This window comes from Erythrobacter donghaensis, from assembly GCF_002155425.1.
GTDB classification, from domain to species: domain Bacteria; phylum Pseudomonadota; class Alphaproteobacteria; order Sphingomonadales; family Sphingomonadaceae; genus Erythrobacter; species Erythrobacter donghaensis.
This window is the reverse complement of the sequence record NZ_MUYG01000009.1, coordinates 341,065-356,120: the sequence shown is the minus strand read 5'-3', so window position 1 is coordinate 356,120 and position 15,056 is coordinate 341,065. Positions and strand designations below refer to the sequence as shown.

General features: G+C 67.8%; 15 protein-coding genes. 10 read left to right on the top strand and 5 right to left on the bottom strand.

The window, feature by feature from the left end; all coding sequences use genetic code 11:
* Positions 1 to 73: 73 nt before the first annotated feature.
* Complete coding sequence (locus BZF59_RS08000) at positions 74 to 475, top strand: BlaI/MecI/CopY family transcriptional regulator (protein WP_086607722.1); 402 nt, start codon at positions 74 to 76, stop codon at positions 473 to 475.
* Positions 472 to 2,187 (top strand): M56 family metallopeptidase, encoded by a 1,716-nt coding sequence (locus BZF59_RS07995; RefSeq protein WP_086607721.1) that lies wholly within the window; start codon positions 472 to 474, stop codon positions 2,185 to 2,187. Before BZF59_RS08000 ends, BZF59_RS07995 begins: the two co-directional genes overlap by 4 nt.
* A 3-nt stretch (positions 2,188 to 2,190) precedes the next feature.
* Here BZF59_RS07995 and BZF59_RS07990 read toward each other — a convergent pair whose 3' ends face one another.
* Entirely contained in the window at positions 2,191 to 2,682 is a 492-nt protein-coding gene (locus BZF59_RS07990) for a hypothetical protein (RefSeq protein ID WP_086607720.1), read from the bottom strand.
* A gap of 4 nt (positions 2,683 to 2,686) precedes the next feature.
* Positions 2,687 to 3,574, bottom strand: coding sequence for a KPN_02809 family neutral zinc metallopeptidase (gene ypfJ, locus BZF59_RS07985; RefSeq protein ID WP_086607719.1), 888 nt, complete (start codon positions 3,572 to 3,574; stop codon positions 2,687 to 2,689).
* A 107-nt stretch (positions 3,575 to 3,681) separates the two neighbouring features.
* On the opposite strand from ypfJ, the gene BZF59_RS07980 reads away from it, so the two are divergent.
* From BZF59_RS07980 to BZF59_RS07960, 5 genes are all read left to right on the top strand, one after another.
* Positions 3,682 to 4,434, top strand: a complete 753-nt coding sequence (locus BZF59_RS07980; RefSeq protein WP_425429566.1) for a 3-hydroxybutyrate dehydrogenase — start codon at positions 3,682 to 3,684, stop codon at positions 4,432 to 4,434.
* Positions 4,431 to 5,939 carry a M20/M25/M40 family metallo-hydrolase gene (locus BZF59_RS07975; protein WP_086607717.1) on the top strand — a complete coding sequence of 503 codons (1,509 nt, stop codon included), beginning with the start codon at positions 4,431 to 4,433 and terminating at the stop codon, positions 5,937 to 5,939. Before BZF59_RS07980 ends, BZF59_RS07975 begins: the two co-directional genes overlap by 4 nt.
* Before the next feature lie 86 nt (positions 5,940 to 6,025).
* Positions 6,026 to 7,480 (top strand): IMP dehydrogenase, encoded by a 1,455-nt coding sequence (gene guaB, locus BZF59_RS07970; protein WP_086607716.1) that lies wholly within the window; start codon positions 6,026 to 6,028, stop codon positions 7,478 to 7,480.
* A gap of 9 nt (positions 7,481 to 7,489) precedes the next feature.
* Positions 7,490 to 8,668 carry an RsmB/NOP family class I SAM-dependent RNA methyltransferase gene (locus BZF59_RS07965; RefSeq protein ID WP_086607715.1) on the top strand — a complete coding sequence of 393 codons (1,179 nt, stop codon included), beginning with the start codon at positions 7,490 to 7,492 and terminating at the stop codon, positions 8,666 to 8,668.
* A 62-nt stretch (positions 8,669 to 8,730) separates the two neighbouring features.
* On the top strand, positions 8,731 to 9,225 hold the full coding sequence (locus BZF59_RS07960; RefSeq protein ID WP_211277373.1) for a tetratricopeptide repeat protein: 495 nt from the start codon (positions 8,731 to 8,733) through the stop codon (positions 9,223 to 9,225).
* Between the two features lie 4 nt (positions 9,226 to 9,229).
* Here the strand turns inward: BZF59_RS07960 and BZF59_RS07955 are convergent, their stop codons facing one another.
* Entirely contained in the window at positions 9,230 to 9,709 is a 480-nt protein-coding gene (locus BZF59_RS07955; RefSeq protein WP_086607713.1) for an RNA pyrophosphohydrolase, read from the bottom strand.
* On the bottom strand, positions 9,706 to 10,656 hold the full coding sequence (locus tag BZF59_RS07950; RefSeq protein WP_086607712.1) for an alpha/beta hydrolase: 951 nt from the start codon (positions 10,654 to 10,656) through the stop codon (positions 9,706 to 9,708). The genes BZF59_RS07955 and BZF59_RS07950 overlap by 4 nt, the downstream gene beginning before the upstream one ends.
* Before the next feature lie 95 nt (positions 10,657 to 10,751).
* On the opposite strand from BZF59_RS07950, the gene BZF59_RS07945 reads away from it, so the two are divergent.
* The 3 genes from BZF59_RS07945 to BZF59_RS07935 all read left to right on the top strand — a co-directional run bounded on the left by BZF59_RS07945 (position 10,752) and on the right by BZF59_RS07935 (position 14,568).
* A complete protein-coding gene (locus BZF59_RS07945) occupies positions 10,752 to 11,702 on the top strand; it encodes a metal-dependent hydrolase (protein WP_086607711.1) in 951 nt (316 codons plus the stop codon).
* 172 nt (positions 11,703 to 11,874) lie between these two features.
* Positions 11,875 to 13,266 carry a cryptochrome/photolyase family protein gene (locus BZF59_RS07940; RefSeq protein ID WP_086607710.1) on the top strand — a complete coding sequence of 464 codons (1,392 nt, stop codon included), beginning with the start codon at positions 11,875 to 11,877 and terminating at the stop codon, positions 13,264 to 13,266.
* Positions 13,267 to 13,332: 66 nt separating this feature from the next.
* Entirely contained in the window at positions 13,333 to 14,568 is a 1,236-nt protein-coding gene (locus tag BZF59_RS07935; RefSeq protein WP_086607709.1) for a serine hydrolase domain-containing protein, read from the top strand.
* Between the two features lie 30 nt (positions 14,569 to 14,598).
* Here the strand turns inward: BZF59_RS07935 and BZF59_RS07930 are convergent, their stop codons facing one another.
* Positions 14,599 to 14,940 carry a PilZ domain-containing protein gene (locus BZF59_RS07930; RefSeq protein ID WP_086607708.1) on the bottom strand — a complete coding sequence of 114 codons (342 nt, stop codon included), beginning with the start codon at positions 14,938 to 14,940 and terminating at the stop codon, positions 14,599 to 14,601.
* Positions 14,941 to 15,056 lie beyond the last annotated feature (116 nt).

Genomic DNA, 15,056 nt, shown 5'->3' with positions numbered 1-15,056 from the left:
ATTCATCCGCGCGCAAGGTTTACACCTGTAGTCATCATGACTACAGGTGTAATCAGAGCAAGGGAGATGCGCTGTGAGGCCCCCCGAAGACCCGTCCGATACCCCGACCGCAGATCGCATCACCGAGGCCGAATACGCGGTTATGGAAGTGCTGTGGGATCGCCCGCGCCAGACCGCTGCCGAGGTGTGCGCGGAGGTCTGCGCGAAGAAAGGCTGGAGCCTCGCGACAGTCAAGACCCTGCTCTCGCGCCTTGTCCAGAAAGGCGCGCTCGCTGCCGAGCCCGATGGGCGGCGCTTCCTCTACACCCCGCTGATCGCCCGCGCGGCCTATCTCGGCGGCGAATCGCGGCGGTTGGTTGATCGGCTGTTCGGCGGAAGTGCGGCCTCGCTGGTCGCGCATCTGGCTGAGAGCGAGGCGCTGAGCGAGGCCGATTTCGCCCAGATCGAGGCTCTGCTGAAGGAGCTGCGGCCATGACCCTCAGCCTTTTGCATACGCTGGTGTGGACCGGCGTGCTGATCGCCGCAGTGCTGCTGCTGCGCCGCCCGGTGACGCGGATGTTCGGGCCGCAGGTGGCCTATGCCCTGTGGGCGCTGCCCGCCGCGCGGCTGGTGCTGCCGCCGCTGACCTTGCCCGCGTGGATGGCGCCCGAGACGGCCGCACCCGCGCCGGTTGCGGCAAGCGAGCCGTTGATTGCCGCGCCGCTCGATGCCGCTGTGTGGCATCCCGCAGGCGATGCGCCCGCGCCGCTTGCCGTCAGCGTCTCAGCGCCCGCCGCCGATCCCGTCTCGGCAGGCTTCGATCTGATGGCGTGGCTCGATGCGCTTCCGCTCGCCGAAATCCTGCTCGCCGTCTGGCTGGGCGGGGCGGCGGTCACGCTGTGGCGGCGCTTCGGTGCCTATTTCGACCTGCGTGACGCGCTGCTGGCCGAGGGCCGCGAGATGGGCCGCGCGCCCGGCGCTCTGGGCGGGCTCATCGGCACGATCCGTCTGGTCGAGACCCCTGCGACCACCGCGCCGCTCGCCTTTGGCGTGATCGATCCCGTGATCGCGCTGCCGCCCGGCTTCATGGCGCTGCACGATCGGCCTGCGCGCGATCTCGCGCTGGCGCACGAGCTCGCGCATCACCGTGCGGGCGACCTGCTGGTCAACATCCTCGTCCAGCCGCTGTTCGCGCTGCACTGGTTCAATCCGCTCGGCCGCTATGGCTGGCTGGCGCTGCGCCGCGATCAGGAAGCGGCCTGCGATGCGCGTGTGATGGCGCACCGCTCGGCCCACGAACGCGCCGCCTATGCCGCGCTGATCGCCCGCTTTGCCGCCGCGCCCGGCGGGACCCACCACGCCGCGCTCACCGCCCCGATGGCCTGTCCGGTGCTGGGCGAGACGTCGATCATCCACCGCCTGAGGAGCCTTGCCATGTCCGACTTGTCCCCCCGCCGCCGTCTGGCGGGCCGCGCGCTGCTGGGCGCGGGCCTGCTGGCACTGCCGCTGACTGCCTCTATCTCCTACGCCGCGAGCGAGGCCGTGCCCGAGGCGCCTGCTGCGCCCGAACCGCCCGCACCGCCGTCCCCGACCGCGCCGCCCGCCGCTCCCGACGCGCCGCAGCCGCCCGAGGGCCCTGTCGCTCCGCAACCGCCCGCGCCGCCGGTGGTCGTCATGATCGACGAGGATGGTGCGGAGGTCGCAGGCGACACCGAAGTGACCGAACACGCCTGGACCGACAAGGACGGCAAGCAGCACCGCACGCGCTTCGTGTTCCGCGCCGCGCCCGACGGCGCGATGCTGGCCCGCCAGCTTGATGGGATGCGCGCCGCTCAGGGTGCCGAACGCGAGGAAATGCTCGCCGCCTTGCGCGAAGGTCTCGCCGAAGCCGAGCGCGTGCGGGCCGAATTGCCGCACATTCTCGAACAGGCCTTTGCCGCCAGCGAACAGGCCAGAAGCATCAGCCAGCACGTGGTCGTCCGGCAGGAATGCAAGCCCGGCAGCGAGGAAGTCTCCGAAACCACCACCAAGGATGGCGTGCAGATCGTCAGCATCTGTCAGAGCCGCATCTTCGCTTCGGCCCGCAAGGGGCTGGAGGAAGCCCGCGCCGAGATCGCCGCCGACAGGGACATTCCGGAAGAAACCCGCAAGCAGGTGCTGCGCACGCTCGATCAGCAGATCGCGCGCTGGAGCGACAAGGAGGGCTGAGCCCTACTGCTCCGTCGCCTTCGGGCGGGCCGGGTAGGCGCAACCCCGGCCATAGCCCCAGCCTTTCAGAAACGCGCGGCGTACCATCCCCGCAGTGTACGCGGCGCGCAGGGCGCGGTCGTTGCTGGCCGCGCCCGTCACTTCGCGCAGGATCCCGCGGAACGGGAGGATCGAGCCGACCACGTTCTGGCCGATCCGCCCCTCGCTGAACCGGTCGCCGCCATCGTCGAGGGCGATGTCGTAATCAGCACCCAGCACCATATCGAGCGCGGCGATTTCGGTGACCAGCGCGTCGCACTTGTCCATCCCCTGCGTCGCATAGGGATCGCGCACCGCCACTTGCAGCACCTCGGGAATGTCGCGCGCGTCGATGTTGAGATCGCGCAGCGGGGTCTTTGCAACCTCGGTGGCGTCAGGCTCGGGCATGGCCTGCGCATGGGCAGCGCTGCCGAGGCCGAGGGCGAGCGCAGCGGCGAGGATGCGGGTGGTGTTCATGCGTTCAGTTTCCTTCGAAAAATACGTCGCAGGCGGCATCATTGCGCGCCTCAAGCCCGCGCCGCAGCGCATCCATGCGCTGGCGGCTGGTGCCGTGAGTGAAGCCTTCGGGGTTGATCCGCTGTCCTGCGTTGCGCTGCAGGGTGTCGTCACCGATCGCGCTGGCGGCCTTCAGGCCCTCTTCCAGATCGCCCGGTTCGATCAGGTTGCGGTTCTTGCCGGCCCACATGCCCGCATAACAGTCCGCCTGCAACTCCATTGCCACCTGAAGCTGGTTCGCCGCACGCGGATTGCGCTGCTGGGCGGCGCGCACCTGCCCGGCGAGGCCGGTGATGTTCTGGATGTGGTGGCCATATTCATGCGCGATCACATAGAGCCGCGCAAAATCGCCGCCGGTGCCGCTCATCTGCGCGAGCTGATCGTAGAAGCCGGTGTCGATATAGATCCCCTTGTCGGAGGGGCAGTAGAACGGCCCCACCGCCGAGGTCGCGCTGCCGCAGCCTTGGGTGTTGACCCGGCCGCCGCGATAGAGATCGAGCACCGGCTGTTCGAACGGCAGGCCCGCGCGGGTGAAAGCGGCTGACCACGTTGCGTCGAGGCTGGTGAGCGCATTGCAGGCCTCGGTCGCATATTCGCTTTGCGTGCAGACTTCCGCCTCGCTCAGCTGCTGCCCGCCACCGCCCGCGCCTTGCCCGGCAGGCGCGGTTTGCTGCTGCACGCCCTCAATCAGCCCGATGGTCTGTGACGGATCGAGCCCGAACACCAGCGCGCCGATCAGCGCGATCGCCAGCGTGCCGCAGCCCAGTCCGCCCGCGCGGCCCATGCCTCCGCCGCCGCCACCGTCCGACGAGCGGACGTTGATCCGTGATGTATCGAATGGCCCCAACCGCATCGGCGTAATCCTTTCCTTCCCCCACGGGCTCAGCAATTTGCTGGACAGGCGCACGTCCTGCGGCAAAAGCGAAGACCTGTAATCCGAACGTGCAGGAGATGTTCCGAATGCTCAAGGACAAGCGTGCCCTTGTCACCGGATCGACCTCGGGGATTGGCCTCGCCGTGGCGCGCGCGCTGGCGGCCGAAGGCGCCGAGGTGGTTCTCAATGGCTTTGGCGACGCAGGCGAGATCGCGAAGCTGTGCGCGGAACTGGGCGCGGCCCATCACGGCGCCGATCTGATGGACGCGTCCGCCATCGCCGCGATGATGGACGCGATTGGCCCCATCGACATTCTCGTCAACAATGCCGGGATGCAGCACGTCGCCCCGGTCGAGGATTTCCCGCCGGAAAAGTGGGACGCTATTATGGCGCTCAACCTTTCGGCGGCGTTCCACACCACGCGGGCCGCCGTGCCGGGGATGAAGGCGAAGGGATGGGGGCGGATCATCAACACGGCCAGCGCCCATTCGCTGGTCGCCTCGCCCTTCAAGAGCGCCTATGTCGCGGCCAAGCATGGCCTTGCGGGCTTTACCAAGACCATCGCGCTTGAACTCGCCACCTGCGGCATCACCGCCAACTGCATTTCGCCCGGCTATGTCTGGACGCCGCTGGTCGAAAACCAGATTCCCGACACCATGGCCGCGCGCGGGATGACGCGCGAAGAGGTGATGAACGACATCCTGCTCGCCAAGCAGCCGACCAAGAGCTTCGTCACGCCTGAGGATGTCGCCGCACTCGCAGTGTTCCTATGCGGGGATGCGGCGCGCAATATCACCGGCGCGAACTATGCGCTCGACGGGGGCTGGACGGCCGAATGATGCGGGCGCGCATCCGCCTGCTGGCACTGGCGCTGGCGAGCCTCGCGCTTGCAGCCTGTGCCAAGGCCCCGCCCGTTGCCGCGCCCGGCCTAGCGCAGAGCGACATTGCCGAGCGGCTGCGCGCCGACATCGCCGTGCTCGCCAGCGACGAATTCGCCGGGCGCAAGCCGGGCACGCCGGGCGGGCGGGCGACGCAGGATTATCTCGAAAAGCGGTTTGGCGAGGTCGGGCTGGTTTCGGGCACCAATGATCCGGGCTCCTACTGGCTGATGCCGGTCGATCTGGTGCAGGTCGAACCGCTGACCGGCAAGCTGACGCTGGGGCAGGGGCGCAAGGCCGTGACCTTGTCCGATACCGAGGCCGCCGTCTTCACGCCGCGCCGCCGCGCGCTGGCGGCGGGCGGGCCGGGGACGGGGGTTCCGGTGGTGTTCGTCGGGCTGGGGGATGGCTCGGTGCTGGGCGATGCGCTGGCGGGTGCGGCGGCGCTGATGCTGGCCGATCCGGGGCAGGATGCGGCGCGGCGCGAGGCGCTGTTCCGTCAGCGCGCGACCGCAGTCGTCACCGTCGTGCCCGACGCCGAAGCGCTGGCCGAGGTTCGCCGCCGCGAAGGCCGCGCGCGCGTGGCGCTTGCCAGCGAGCAGCTCGACACGCTTTCGGCCTATATGACCGATGCCGCAGTGGCGAAGGTGGTGGGCGCGCGGCGCTGGCAGCGGTACAAGGCCGAGGCAGGTAAACCCGATTTCGCCCCGCTCGAACTCAATCTCGCCATGACCATCGAGGCGACCGCCGACAGGCGCGAATACCCCACCCAGAACGTGATTGGCAAGATCCCCGGCAGCGAGCCCGGATCGGGCGCCGTGCTGCTGCTGGCGCATTGGGACCATCTGGGCGAATGCGGCGCACCCTATGCAGGCGACCGGATCTGCAACGGCGCGGCGGACAACGCTAGCGGGGTGGCGATGATGCTGGAACTCGCCCGGCGGCTGAAGGCCGGGCCGCCGCTGGCGCGCGACATCTATGTTCTCGCCGTCAGCGCCGAGGAGGACGGGCTGCTCGGCACCCGCGCCTTCGTCAAAGCGCCGCCGCTGCCGCTCGAGAGCATCGTGGCAGCGTTCAATTTCGACATGATGGCGGTGGCGCCCGCAGGCAGTCCGCTCGGGATCATCGGCGCAGGGCGCAACCCGGCGCTCGATGCGGTGCTCGGCGAGGCGATCGTGCAGCAGGGCCGGGGGGTGGGCGATCAGAGCCTTGCCGACAGCTATCTCCAGCGTCAGGATGGCTGGGCGCTGATCCAGGCCGGGGTGCCGACCGTGCTGCTGTCGAGCACCTATGGCAGCCGCGCGGTGCTCGATCCCTTCATCGCCTCGCGCTATCACCGCCCCTCGGACGAGACCTCGGCCGTCGAGCTTGGCGGGGCGATCGAGGATCTGCTGCTGCACGAGGACGTGATCCGCGTGGTGGCCGACCCTGCGCGCTTTCCCGCGCCCGCCGCCGCGCAGCCCTAGCGCTTTGGCGCTTGTGCGGTTACATGGGCCGCCACGATTCTCCCGCTGGAGGAGAACCCTCTCTCGACCATCAGAAAGTGGCGCACATGGATATCCCGCTCGGTCTTACCTTCGATGACGTTCTGCTCCGCCCGGCGGAATCGAGCGTCTTGCCGAGCATGGCCGATACCTCGACCCGCCTGACGCGCGAGATCGCGCTCAACATTCCCGTGTTGTCCTCGGCGATGGACACCGTGACCGAGGCTGACATGGCGATCGCGATGGCGCAGCTGGGCGGGATAGGCGTTCTGCACCGCAATCTCGATATCGACGCGCAATGCGCCGCGGTGCGCGCCGTGAAGCGCTATGAAAGCGGGATGGTGGTCAATCCGATCACGATCCACCCCGACGCGACCCTCGGAGAGGCGCAGGCGCTGATGCAGGCTAACCGGATCAGCGGGATTCCCGTGGTGGACTCGGGCGGCAAGCTGGTCGGCATCCTCACCAACCGAGACGTGCGCTTCGCCGAGAACCCGATGCAGCCCGTGCGCGAACTGATGACCACCGAAAACCTTGCCACCGTGCCGCTCGGCACCGGGCAGGAAGAGGCGCGCCGGCTCCTGCACGCCCGCCGGATCGAGAAGCTGTTGGTGGTCGACGATGCCTTCCGCTGCATCGGCCTCATCACGGTGAAGGATATCGAAAAGGCCGTGAACTACCCCCACGCCACCAAGGACAGCACTGGCCGCCTGCGCGCGGCGGCGGCGACCACGGTGGGCGATGCCGGCTTCGCACGCACCGAGGCGCTGGTCGATGCCGAGGTTGACGTGATCGTGATCGACACCGCGCACGGCCACAATATCGAAGTCGCCCGTGCGGTCGAGCGGGTGAAGAAGCTCTCCAACCGGGTGCAGGTGATCGCCGGCAATGTCGCCACTGCCGAGGCGACCCGCGCGCTGGTCGATGCGGGGGCGGACGCCGTGAAGGTCGGGATCGGGCCGGGCTCGATCTGCACCACCCGCGTCGTTGCAGGCGTGGGCGTGCCGCAGCTGACCGCGATCATGGAAAGCGCTGCCGAGGCCGCCAAGTCGGGCGTGCCGGTGATCGCCGATGGCGGCCTGCGCACCTCGGGCGATGCCGCCAAGGCGCTGGCGGCAGGCGCGTCGAGCGTCATGATCGGCTCGATGCTGGCGGGCACCACTGAAAGCCCGGGCGAGGTGTTCCTCTATCAGGGGCGCTCCTATAAGGCCTACCGCGGCATGGGCTCGGTCGGCGCGATGGCGCGGGGCTCGGCCGACCGCTATTTCCAGCAGGACGTTTCCGCGATAAAGCTGGTGCCCGAGGGGATCGAAGGGCAGGTGCCGTTCAAGGGCCCGGCGGCGGACGTCGTCCACCAGCTGGTCGGCGGGATCAAGGCGGCGATGGGCTATACCGGCTCGCGCACGATCACCGATCTCCAGAGCCGCGCGCAATTCGTGCGCATCACCAATGCGGGTCTTTCGGAAAGCCACGTCCACGACGTCGCGATCACCCGCGAGGCGCCGAATTATCCCACACGCTGAGGACACACCATGACCCCCGCCGCTAGAATACAGGCGGCGATCGAGCTGCTCGATACCGTTATCACCTCCGCCCGCGCCAAAGGTGCGCCTGCGGACCGGATCATCGCCGACTATTTCCGCGCGCGCCGTTATGCCGGATCGAAAGACCGGCGCGCGGTGCGCGATCTCGTCTATCGCGCGATCCGCCTGTGCGGCCCCGTGCCCGCCAGTGGCCGCGCGGCGATGCTGGCGGTGGCGGGGCAGGACGAGGCGGTGAGAGCGCTGTTCGACGGCTCCCCCCACGGCCCCGCCCCGATCGGCGCGGGCGAAGAACCCGCCAACACCGGCCTTGCCCCCAAGTGGCTCGCCGCAAGCTTGCGCGCTTCGGACCTCGGCGGGCGCGAGATTGCCGCGCTGCTGGGCCGCGCGCCGCTTGATATCCGGGTCAATGCGCTGAAGGCCGACCGCAGCACCATCGCGCTGCCCGAACCGGGCGAGCCGCTGCCTTCGGCGCAGGGGCTGCGCTTTGCCTCGGGCACGCCGGTCGAGCAGTGGGAGGCCTATGCGGACGGGCAGATCGAGGTGCAGGATTGCGGCAGCCAGCTGATCGTCGAGGCGCTGCCCGTCGGCCCCGGCGACACGGTGATCGACCTGTGCGCAGGCGGCGGGGGCAAGACCCTCGCGCTCGCGGCAAGGCTCGGAAATGCCGCGAGCCTCGTTGCTGCAGACACCGACAAGCGCCGCCTCGGCAACCTCGCGCCGCGCGCGGCGCGCGCGGGGGCGGCGGTGGATCACACCGTGCTGCTCGATCCGGGTCAGGAAATGCGAGCGCTTGCCCCCTGGGCGGGCGAGGCCGATCACGTGCTGGTCGATGCGCCGTGCTCGGGCAGCGGGACATGGCGGCGCAGTCCCGAGGGGCGCTGGCGGCTCGATAGAGTCGAGCTTGGGCGGCTGAACCTTCTTCAGGACCACGTGCTCGATCTCGCCGCGCAATTGACCCGCCCTGGCGGCAGCATTGCCTTTGTCACCTGCTCGGTGCTCGATGCCGAGGGGCCGGACCGTATCACCGCCTTCCTCGCTCGCCATCCCGGCTGGCACAGCGAGCCGCTGACGCTCCCGCTCGGCCGCCCGCGCGGGGCGGGAATCCGTCTCGATCCGCTCCACGACGGCACGGATGGTTTTTTCATCGCCTGCTTGCGTTCACCGTGATAGCCTCGCATGTTATGGACACCTTTTCCGGTTCCCGGTCCCATGCACTGAAGGAGCTTCTGATGCGTTTCGCGCCCCCTGCCGCCGCTCTGTCCCTGTGTCTGGCCATGACGGCGAGCATTTCGAGCGCGGAGATCGGCGACCCCGATCCGCGCGCGGGGGTGCTGATCGGGCAGGGGCAGGCGGCGCTGGCTGCGGGAGACTCGCAAGCCGCGATCGACGCCTTCGAAGCCGCGCTGGCGGTCGATCCCGCCTATACGCCGATCTTCATCGACCTCGCCGAAGCCGCACGCCAGCAGGGCCTGCAAGGCAAGGCGATCCGTTACTACCGTGAGGCGCTGGAGCGCGATCCGGGCAATTTCGCCGCGATCTCGGGCGAAGGCGCGGCGCTGGTGGAAAAGGGCGCGCTTGAGAAAGCCAAGCGCAACCTCGCCAAGCTGCAATCGCTGTGCGGTGACGAATGCCCCGAAACGGTCGCGCTGCAATCAAGCATCGCGCGCGGCCCCTCGCCCAAATTGGCGGTGGAGAGCAGCGCGGACGCCGCCACGGCGAATTAAGCCCTCAAATCAGGCTGCGGAATTCCGCCAGCACTTCCTCGTAAACCGCCCGTTTGAACGGGATGATCAGCGCAGGCAGGTCCTCCGGCGCGATCCAGCGCCAGGCGTGGAATTCGGGCGGGTCGTGCGCTTCGAGGTCGATGTCGGTGTCCTCGCCCAGAAAGCGCCCCAGGAACCAGTGCTGTTCCTGCCCGCGATACTTGCCCTTCCACACCTTGCCGACCAGTTCGGGCGGCAGATCGTAGCGGATCGGGCGTGAGGCGGGGGCGATCACCTCGACCTTGTCGGGGCCGACGCCGATTTCTTCTTCGAGCTCGCGCAGCGCGGCGGCGCGCACGTCCTCGCCCTTGTCGATTCCGCCTTGCGGCATCTGCCAGTAGCCGTGCGCGGAGGGGTCGATCCGCTCGCCGACGAAGACCAGCCCTGCGCGGTTCACCAGCATGAAGCCCGCGCAGGGGCGATAGGGGAGGTGGTCGAAGCTCATGCCGGGTTCTCCAGCATGAAGCGCATCGCGGCGACAATGCGTTCGAGATCGCCCTGCGTGCTCGGCACGGCTGCGCGCAAGTTGGTGAAGCTGTGCGTCACCCCGCGCATTTCGATGAACAGGCAATCGCGCCCGGCATCGACCAGCGCCTTTGCATAGGCGCGGCCCGAATCGCGGATCGGATCGAGGCTGGCGGTGACGACGATGGTTGGCGGGGCGTCGTCGTGCCGCCCGAGGATGGGGAAGCCGCGCGGATCGGCGCGGTCGGCGGCGTAGGCGGTGTCGAAGAAGCCCATGCTTTCCGCGGTAAGGACGAAGCCTTCGCTGAAGGCTGCCATGCTGTCCGAGCCGTTGGCGTCGGCCACCAGCGGGAAGATCGGCACCTGCAACAGCACGGGCGTGTGCGCGGGATCGGCGGCGAGCAGCTGGCCGACCACCACGGTGGCGTTGCCGCCCGCGGAATCGCCGGTGGTGACGATTCCGCTGGGGGTGAGGCCCAGCGCCTCGGGCCCAGCGGCCACCCAGCGCGTCGTCGCCTCGCAATCGAGGATCGCGGCGGGGAAGGGGGCTTCGGGCGCGCGTGCATAGTGCACCGCGACCAGCGGCAGATCGGCCAGGGCGGCGATCTCGGTGCAGAGCGCATGGTGCGAGTCGAGGTCGCCGATCACGAAGCCGCCGCCGTGGTAGAAGACGATCACCGGCGTCGGCCCTTCGCGGCTCTCGCGGGCGTCGTAGAGGCGCAGCGGAATCTCGCCATTGGGGCCGGGGCAGGCAAGGTCGCGGATCACCGGCAGTGCACGCGCCGGACGGTCGGCGAGGTTGTGCAGCGCCTGATAGGACGCGCGTGCTTCCTCCAGCGTCATGTCGACAAGCTTGGGCCCGTTCACCTGCGCCATCATGTCGAGGAAGGCCTTCATGTCGGGGCGGATGTAAGGGGTGTCGGTCATCGAGGTTCTCTCCGGTGTCTTTGCCGGTGCGATAGGCGCTGCTTCGGCGCATTTCCACTCGCTAGATTGGCGGCGGCGCGCTAGCCATTCTTCCGATGGACAATCTGACACATAGCCTCGTCGGCGCGGTGCTGGGGCAGGCGGGGCTGAAGAAGACCACCGGACTCGCCATGCCCGCGCTGATCATCGGCGCGAACCTGCCGGACGTGGACGCGGCGTGCTTATTCTGGCTCGAGGGCACCGAGCATCTCGCGTTCCGCCGCGGGATCACCCACGGCCCGCCCGCGCTGGTGCTGCTCCCGCTGGTGCTGGCGGGGATCTTGTGGACCTTCGACCGCTGGCAGACCAAGCGCGGCACCCGGCCCGAGGGACGGCTGCCGATGCGCTTCGGCTGGCTCTATGCGATGGCCTTCATCGGCTGCCTCAGCCACCCGTTCTTCGACTGGCTCAACGTCTACGGCATCCGGCTGCTGGAGCCGTTCTCCTCGGAATGGTTCTACGGCGATACGCTGTTCATCATCGACCCGTGGTTGTGGGCGATGTTGATCGCGGCGATCTGGGTGTCGCGGCGGCGGGAGAAGACGGGGGCTGATTGGTCGCGCGCGGGGCGGCTGGGCGTGGCGGCGATGCTGGCCTATATCGGGGTGAACGGGGCGATTACCTGGCTCAACTATGAAACGCGCGGCACAAGGACCGAACCCTATCCGCTCGCCCACATCGCGGCACCCGTGCCGTTCGAATTCTGGCGGCGCGAGCAGATTGCGGAGCTTGGGGACGGGCGCTGGATTTCGAGCGACTGGGATGGAGCCGCGTTTGGCTATGGCTATGCCAATTCCAAGGCTGTGCAGTGCAAGGTGCGCCCATTTACCGAAGCCTCAGGGGATAACAGTCGGCTTGGCGCCTTCCTGTTCTGGTCGCGCGCGCCCTTTGCAACCCGCGCCGACGACGGCTCGGTGATCCTCTACGACGCCCGTTCCTACGATCCGCTCTCGCGGGACCGGTTCTCGGTGGCGCTGCCGGATGTGCGGTGTGAGGAACTTCCCTAGTTCGTCATCCTGAACTCGTTTCAGGATCCATTCTTCCTCCGCCAATGTCCGCTCGGGGGGCACCATGGATGCTGAAACGAGTTCAGCATGACGGGATTGGAAATGAGGGTAGCGGCTGAAACTAGTTCAGCATGACGGCGTTGGGTGAGGAAACCAGAAACCAGAGTAACCGATGCCCCAAACCCAAATCGTATGGCTCCGCCGCGACCTGCGCCTCGCCGACAATCCCGCGCTCTACCATGCCGCCAAGGCCGGGCCGGTGGTGTGCGTCTATGTGCTCGATGACGAGAGCCCGAAGCACCACGCCTATGGCGGGGCCTCGCGCTGGTGGCTGCATCATTCGCTCGAAAACCTGTCGAACAGCCTCGCCCAAAGGCACGCGAAGCTGATCCTGCGCCGCGGAGATGCGGTTGAGGAACTGGCCAAGGTCGCCAAGCAGACCGGCGCGACCGCCATCCATGCCAACCGCCATTACGAGCCTTGGTGGCGGAAAGCGCAGAAGAAGCTCGCCGAAAGCCACGATCTGCAACTCTACGACGGCAATTTCCTGATGCGGCCGGGCAGCGTCACCACGGGCAGCGGCGATCCCTACAAAATCTACACGCCCTTCTCCCGCGCGATGCGCGCCGTCTTCCCCCCGCGCGACGAACTGCCTGCACCCGAGACGCTGTCCTCGCCGGACAGCTGGCCCGCGAGCGACGACCTGGCCGACTGGAACCTCCTCCCCACCAAGCCCGACTGGGCGGGCGGAATGCGCGACTTCTGGCAGGTGGGCGAAGACGCGGCGCACGAGCGCCTCGAAGCATGGGAAGCCGATCTCGACGACTATGACGACAAGCGAAATTTCCCCAGCGTCGACAAGGTCTCGCGCCTTTCCCCGCACCTCCACTTCGGCGAGATTTCGCCGATCCAGATCTGGCACCGCTTCAAGCACAAGCGATCGGATGGCTGGCGCACTTTCGAGGGCGAGCTGATCTGGCGCGACTATTCGCAGAACGCCATCCTGCAATTCCCCGGCTATGCCACGCAGAACTACCGCGAGGATTTCGACCGGTTCGGCTGGCGCGATCCCAATACCGACGAGAAAGCCGCCAGCGATCTCAAGGCCTGGCAGCAAGGCCGCACCGGCTATCCGATCGTCGATGCCGGGATGCGCCAGCTGTGGCAGACCGGGTGGATGCACAACCGCGTGCGGATGATCACCGCGAGCTTCCTCATCAAGCACCTGCTGATCGACTGGCGCGAGGGGGAGAAGTGGTTCTGGGACACGCTGTGCGACGCCGACTACGCCTCCAACGCCACCAACTGGCAATGGACCGCGGGCACCGGGGTGGACAGCAACATGTTCAGCCGGATCATGGCCCCGCTGACTCAGTCGGAGAAGTTCGACGCGGCGCGCTATCTCCGCACCTATCTGCCCGAGCTGAAGGGGCTGGAGGAGCCTTACGTCCACGACCCGGAGGAATTCGGGCGCAGGCCTTCGGGCTATCCGCGCAAGATCATCGCTCACAAGGCCGCGCGCGAGCGGGCGCTGGCGGCGCTCAAGGAAATGAAGGACGGCTGACAGGGCTTGCCGATTGCCCCCGTGCCCGCCTAAGCCCCTCACACAGGATCGGGAGAGGGTGAGACAATGGCCATGAACCTCGGCAATATCAGAGGCGCGGTTTCGGGGCTGGTGCTGGCGGCGCTGCTGTCCGGAGCGCCTGCCAGCGCGGAGCCGCAAGCCGCAGCGCAACCGGCCGCCGAGGCCGCGACCCAAGGCCCGGCGACGCCTGCCGCGCGCCTCGTTCAGCCGCCCGCGCGCGATCCGTCCGATCTGCAGGTGCTGTTCTGGAGCGATGAACAGCGCAGCGAGCGCTTCCGCGCAATGGAGCAGTGGTTTGCCGGCCACGAAGTCCCCGCTGCCGCAAGGCCGCGCCCGCTCGAGAAGGGCGCGCCGCTCAGCGCCGAATTGCAGGCCGAATTGCAGGCGGCGATGGCCGCAACCGGCACGGCCGGGATTATGGTGCTGGTCGACGGCAAGGTCGCCTATGAAGCCTATGGCCTCGGCATGGGCCCGCAGGATCGCTGGACCAGCTTCTCGGTCGCCAAGAGCTTCACCTCGACCCTGCTCGGCGCGGCGGTCAAGGATGGATTCATCACCAGCCTCGATGATCCGGTGACGCAGTATATCCCTGGCCTTGCCGGCAGCGCCTACGAAGGCGTCACCGTGCGCCAGCTCGCCACCATGACGAGCGGGGTCAAGTGGGACGAGAACTACACCGACCCCAATTCCGATGTCGCGCAGATGGCGCGGTTCGTCTCCGAATATGGCCCCGATGCCATGGTCGCCCAGATGAAGGCGCTCCCGCGGGAGGCCGAGCCGGGGACGAAGTGGGTCTACAAGACCGGGGAGACCAATCTGATCGGCGTGCTGGTCGAAAATGCGGTCGGACAGCCGTTGGCGGAATATGCCAAGACCAAGATCATCGACCCGGCTGGGTTCGCAGGCGGCCTGTTCTGGATGGTCGATCCGCGCGGCGGCAATATCGGCGGGTGCTGCCTGTCGATCACGCTCGGCGACTATGCGCGCATGGGGCAGTTCGTGCTTGAAGGCGGGAAGGGCGCGGTGCCCGAGGGCTGGTTCGCCGAAGCGACCGACAGTCAGGTCGATTTCGGCGACAGCGGTTTTGGCTACGGCTACCAGTGGTGGACCTATCCGCAGGGCACCTTTGGCGCGCAGGGGATCTTCGGGCAAGGGATCACCCTGTTCCCCGACAAGCGGGTGGTGTTCGCCTATTTCGGCAACTGGATGCAGGCGAGCGGCGGGGCGACGCGGGGCGAAATCCTCGACCTCAGCCGCAAGGTCGCAGCCGAGGTCCGCTGAGGCGCACGGCGGCACCCCGCCGCCGCCGGATCACGGGCGATAGGCGCCGAGGTTGCTGTAACGCTGCAGGATGTTGTCGTGCACGATCGGGCTAAGCAGCTCGCTGAACGCGCAGCCGACGATGCAATTGTCCCACCACACGACTTCGGCCTGCAGCGACTCGAGCCCCGGCAGCGTCAGCCAGCACATCTGGCCTTCGTGCATCCGGTTGATCGATGCGGCGGAAAAGCCCGAGATCGAAAGATCGTGCACCACGCTCTGGAACGCCCGCCCGCCGGAGGCGCGCAAGGTGGCGGGGATTGTCAGACGCGTGCGCGGGCCGCAGCGATCTTCCTGCGCTGCGGCACGATAGATGTCTGAACCTGACGGCATGTTGGTTAACCCTGTGCTGCGGTCTCGCGGTGGTTTGGTCCACCCCGCGAAATGCGACTCATTTCGTTAAGGGAGGCTTGCAGCAAATGGTTAATGCGCGGGTAGGGATGTTCCCG

Bases quoted from the DNA above. Each gene is read 5' to 3' on its own strand.
- BZF59_RS07995 (WP_086607721.1), top strand. From the start codon at position 472: ATGACCCTCAGCCTTTTGCATACGCTGGTGTGGACCGGCGTGCTGATC.
- BZF59_RS07990 (WP_086607720.1), bottom strand. From the start codon at position 2,682: ATGAACACCACCCGCATCCTCGCCGCTGCGCTCGCCCTCGGCCTCGGC.
- ypfJ (WP_086607719.1), bottom strand. From the start codon at position 3,574: ATGCGGTTGGGGCCATTCGATACATCACGGATCAACGTCCGCTCGTCG.
- BZF59_RS07980 (WP_425429566.1), top strand. From the start codon at position 3,682: ATGCTCAAGGACAAGCGTGCCCTTGTCACCGGATCGACCTCGGGGATT.
- BZF59_RS07975 (WP_086607717.1), top strand. From the start codon at position 4,431: ATGATGCGGGCGCGCATCCGCCTGCTGGCACTGGCGCTGGCGAGCCTC.
- guaB (WP_086607716.1), top strand. From the start codon at position 6,026: ATGGATATCCCGCTCGGTCTTACCTTCGATGACGTTCTGCTCCGCCCG.
- BZF59_RS07965 (WP_086607715.1), top strand. From the start codon at position 7,490: ATGACCCCCGCCGCTAGAATACAGGCGGCGATCGAGCTGCTCGATACC.
- BZF59_RS07960 (WP_211277373.1), top strand. From the start codon at position 8,731: ATGCGTTTCGCGCCCCCTGCCGCCGCTCTGTCCCTGTGTCTGGCCATG.
- BZF59_RS07955 (WP_086607713.1), bottom strand. From the start codon at position 9,709: ATGAGCTTCGACCACCTCCCCTATCGCCCCTGCGCGGGCTTCATGCTG.
- BZF59_RS07950 (WP_086607712.1), bottom strand. From the start codon at position 10,656: ATGACCGACACCCCTTACATCCGCCCCGACATGAAGGCCTTCCTCGAC.
- BZF59_RS07945 (WP_086607711.1), top strand. From the start codon at position 10,752: ATGGACAATCTGACACATAGCCTCGTCGGCGCGGTGCTGGGGCAGGCG.
- BZF59_RS07940 (WP_086607710.1), top strand. From the start codon at position 11,875: ATGCCCCAAACCCAAATCGTATGGCTCCGCCGCGACCTGCGCCTCGCC.
- BZF59_RS07935 (WP_086607709.1), top strand. From the start codon at position 13,333: ATGGCCATGAACCTCGGCAATATCAGAGGCGCGGTTTCGGGGCTGGTG.
- BZF59_RS07930 (WP_086607708.1), bottom strand. From the start codon at position 14,940: ATGCCGTCAGGTTCAGACATCTATCGTGCCGCAGCGCAGGAAGATCGC.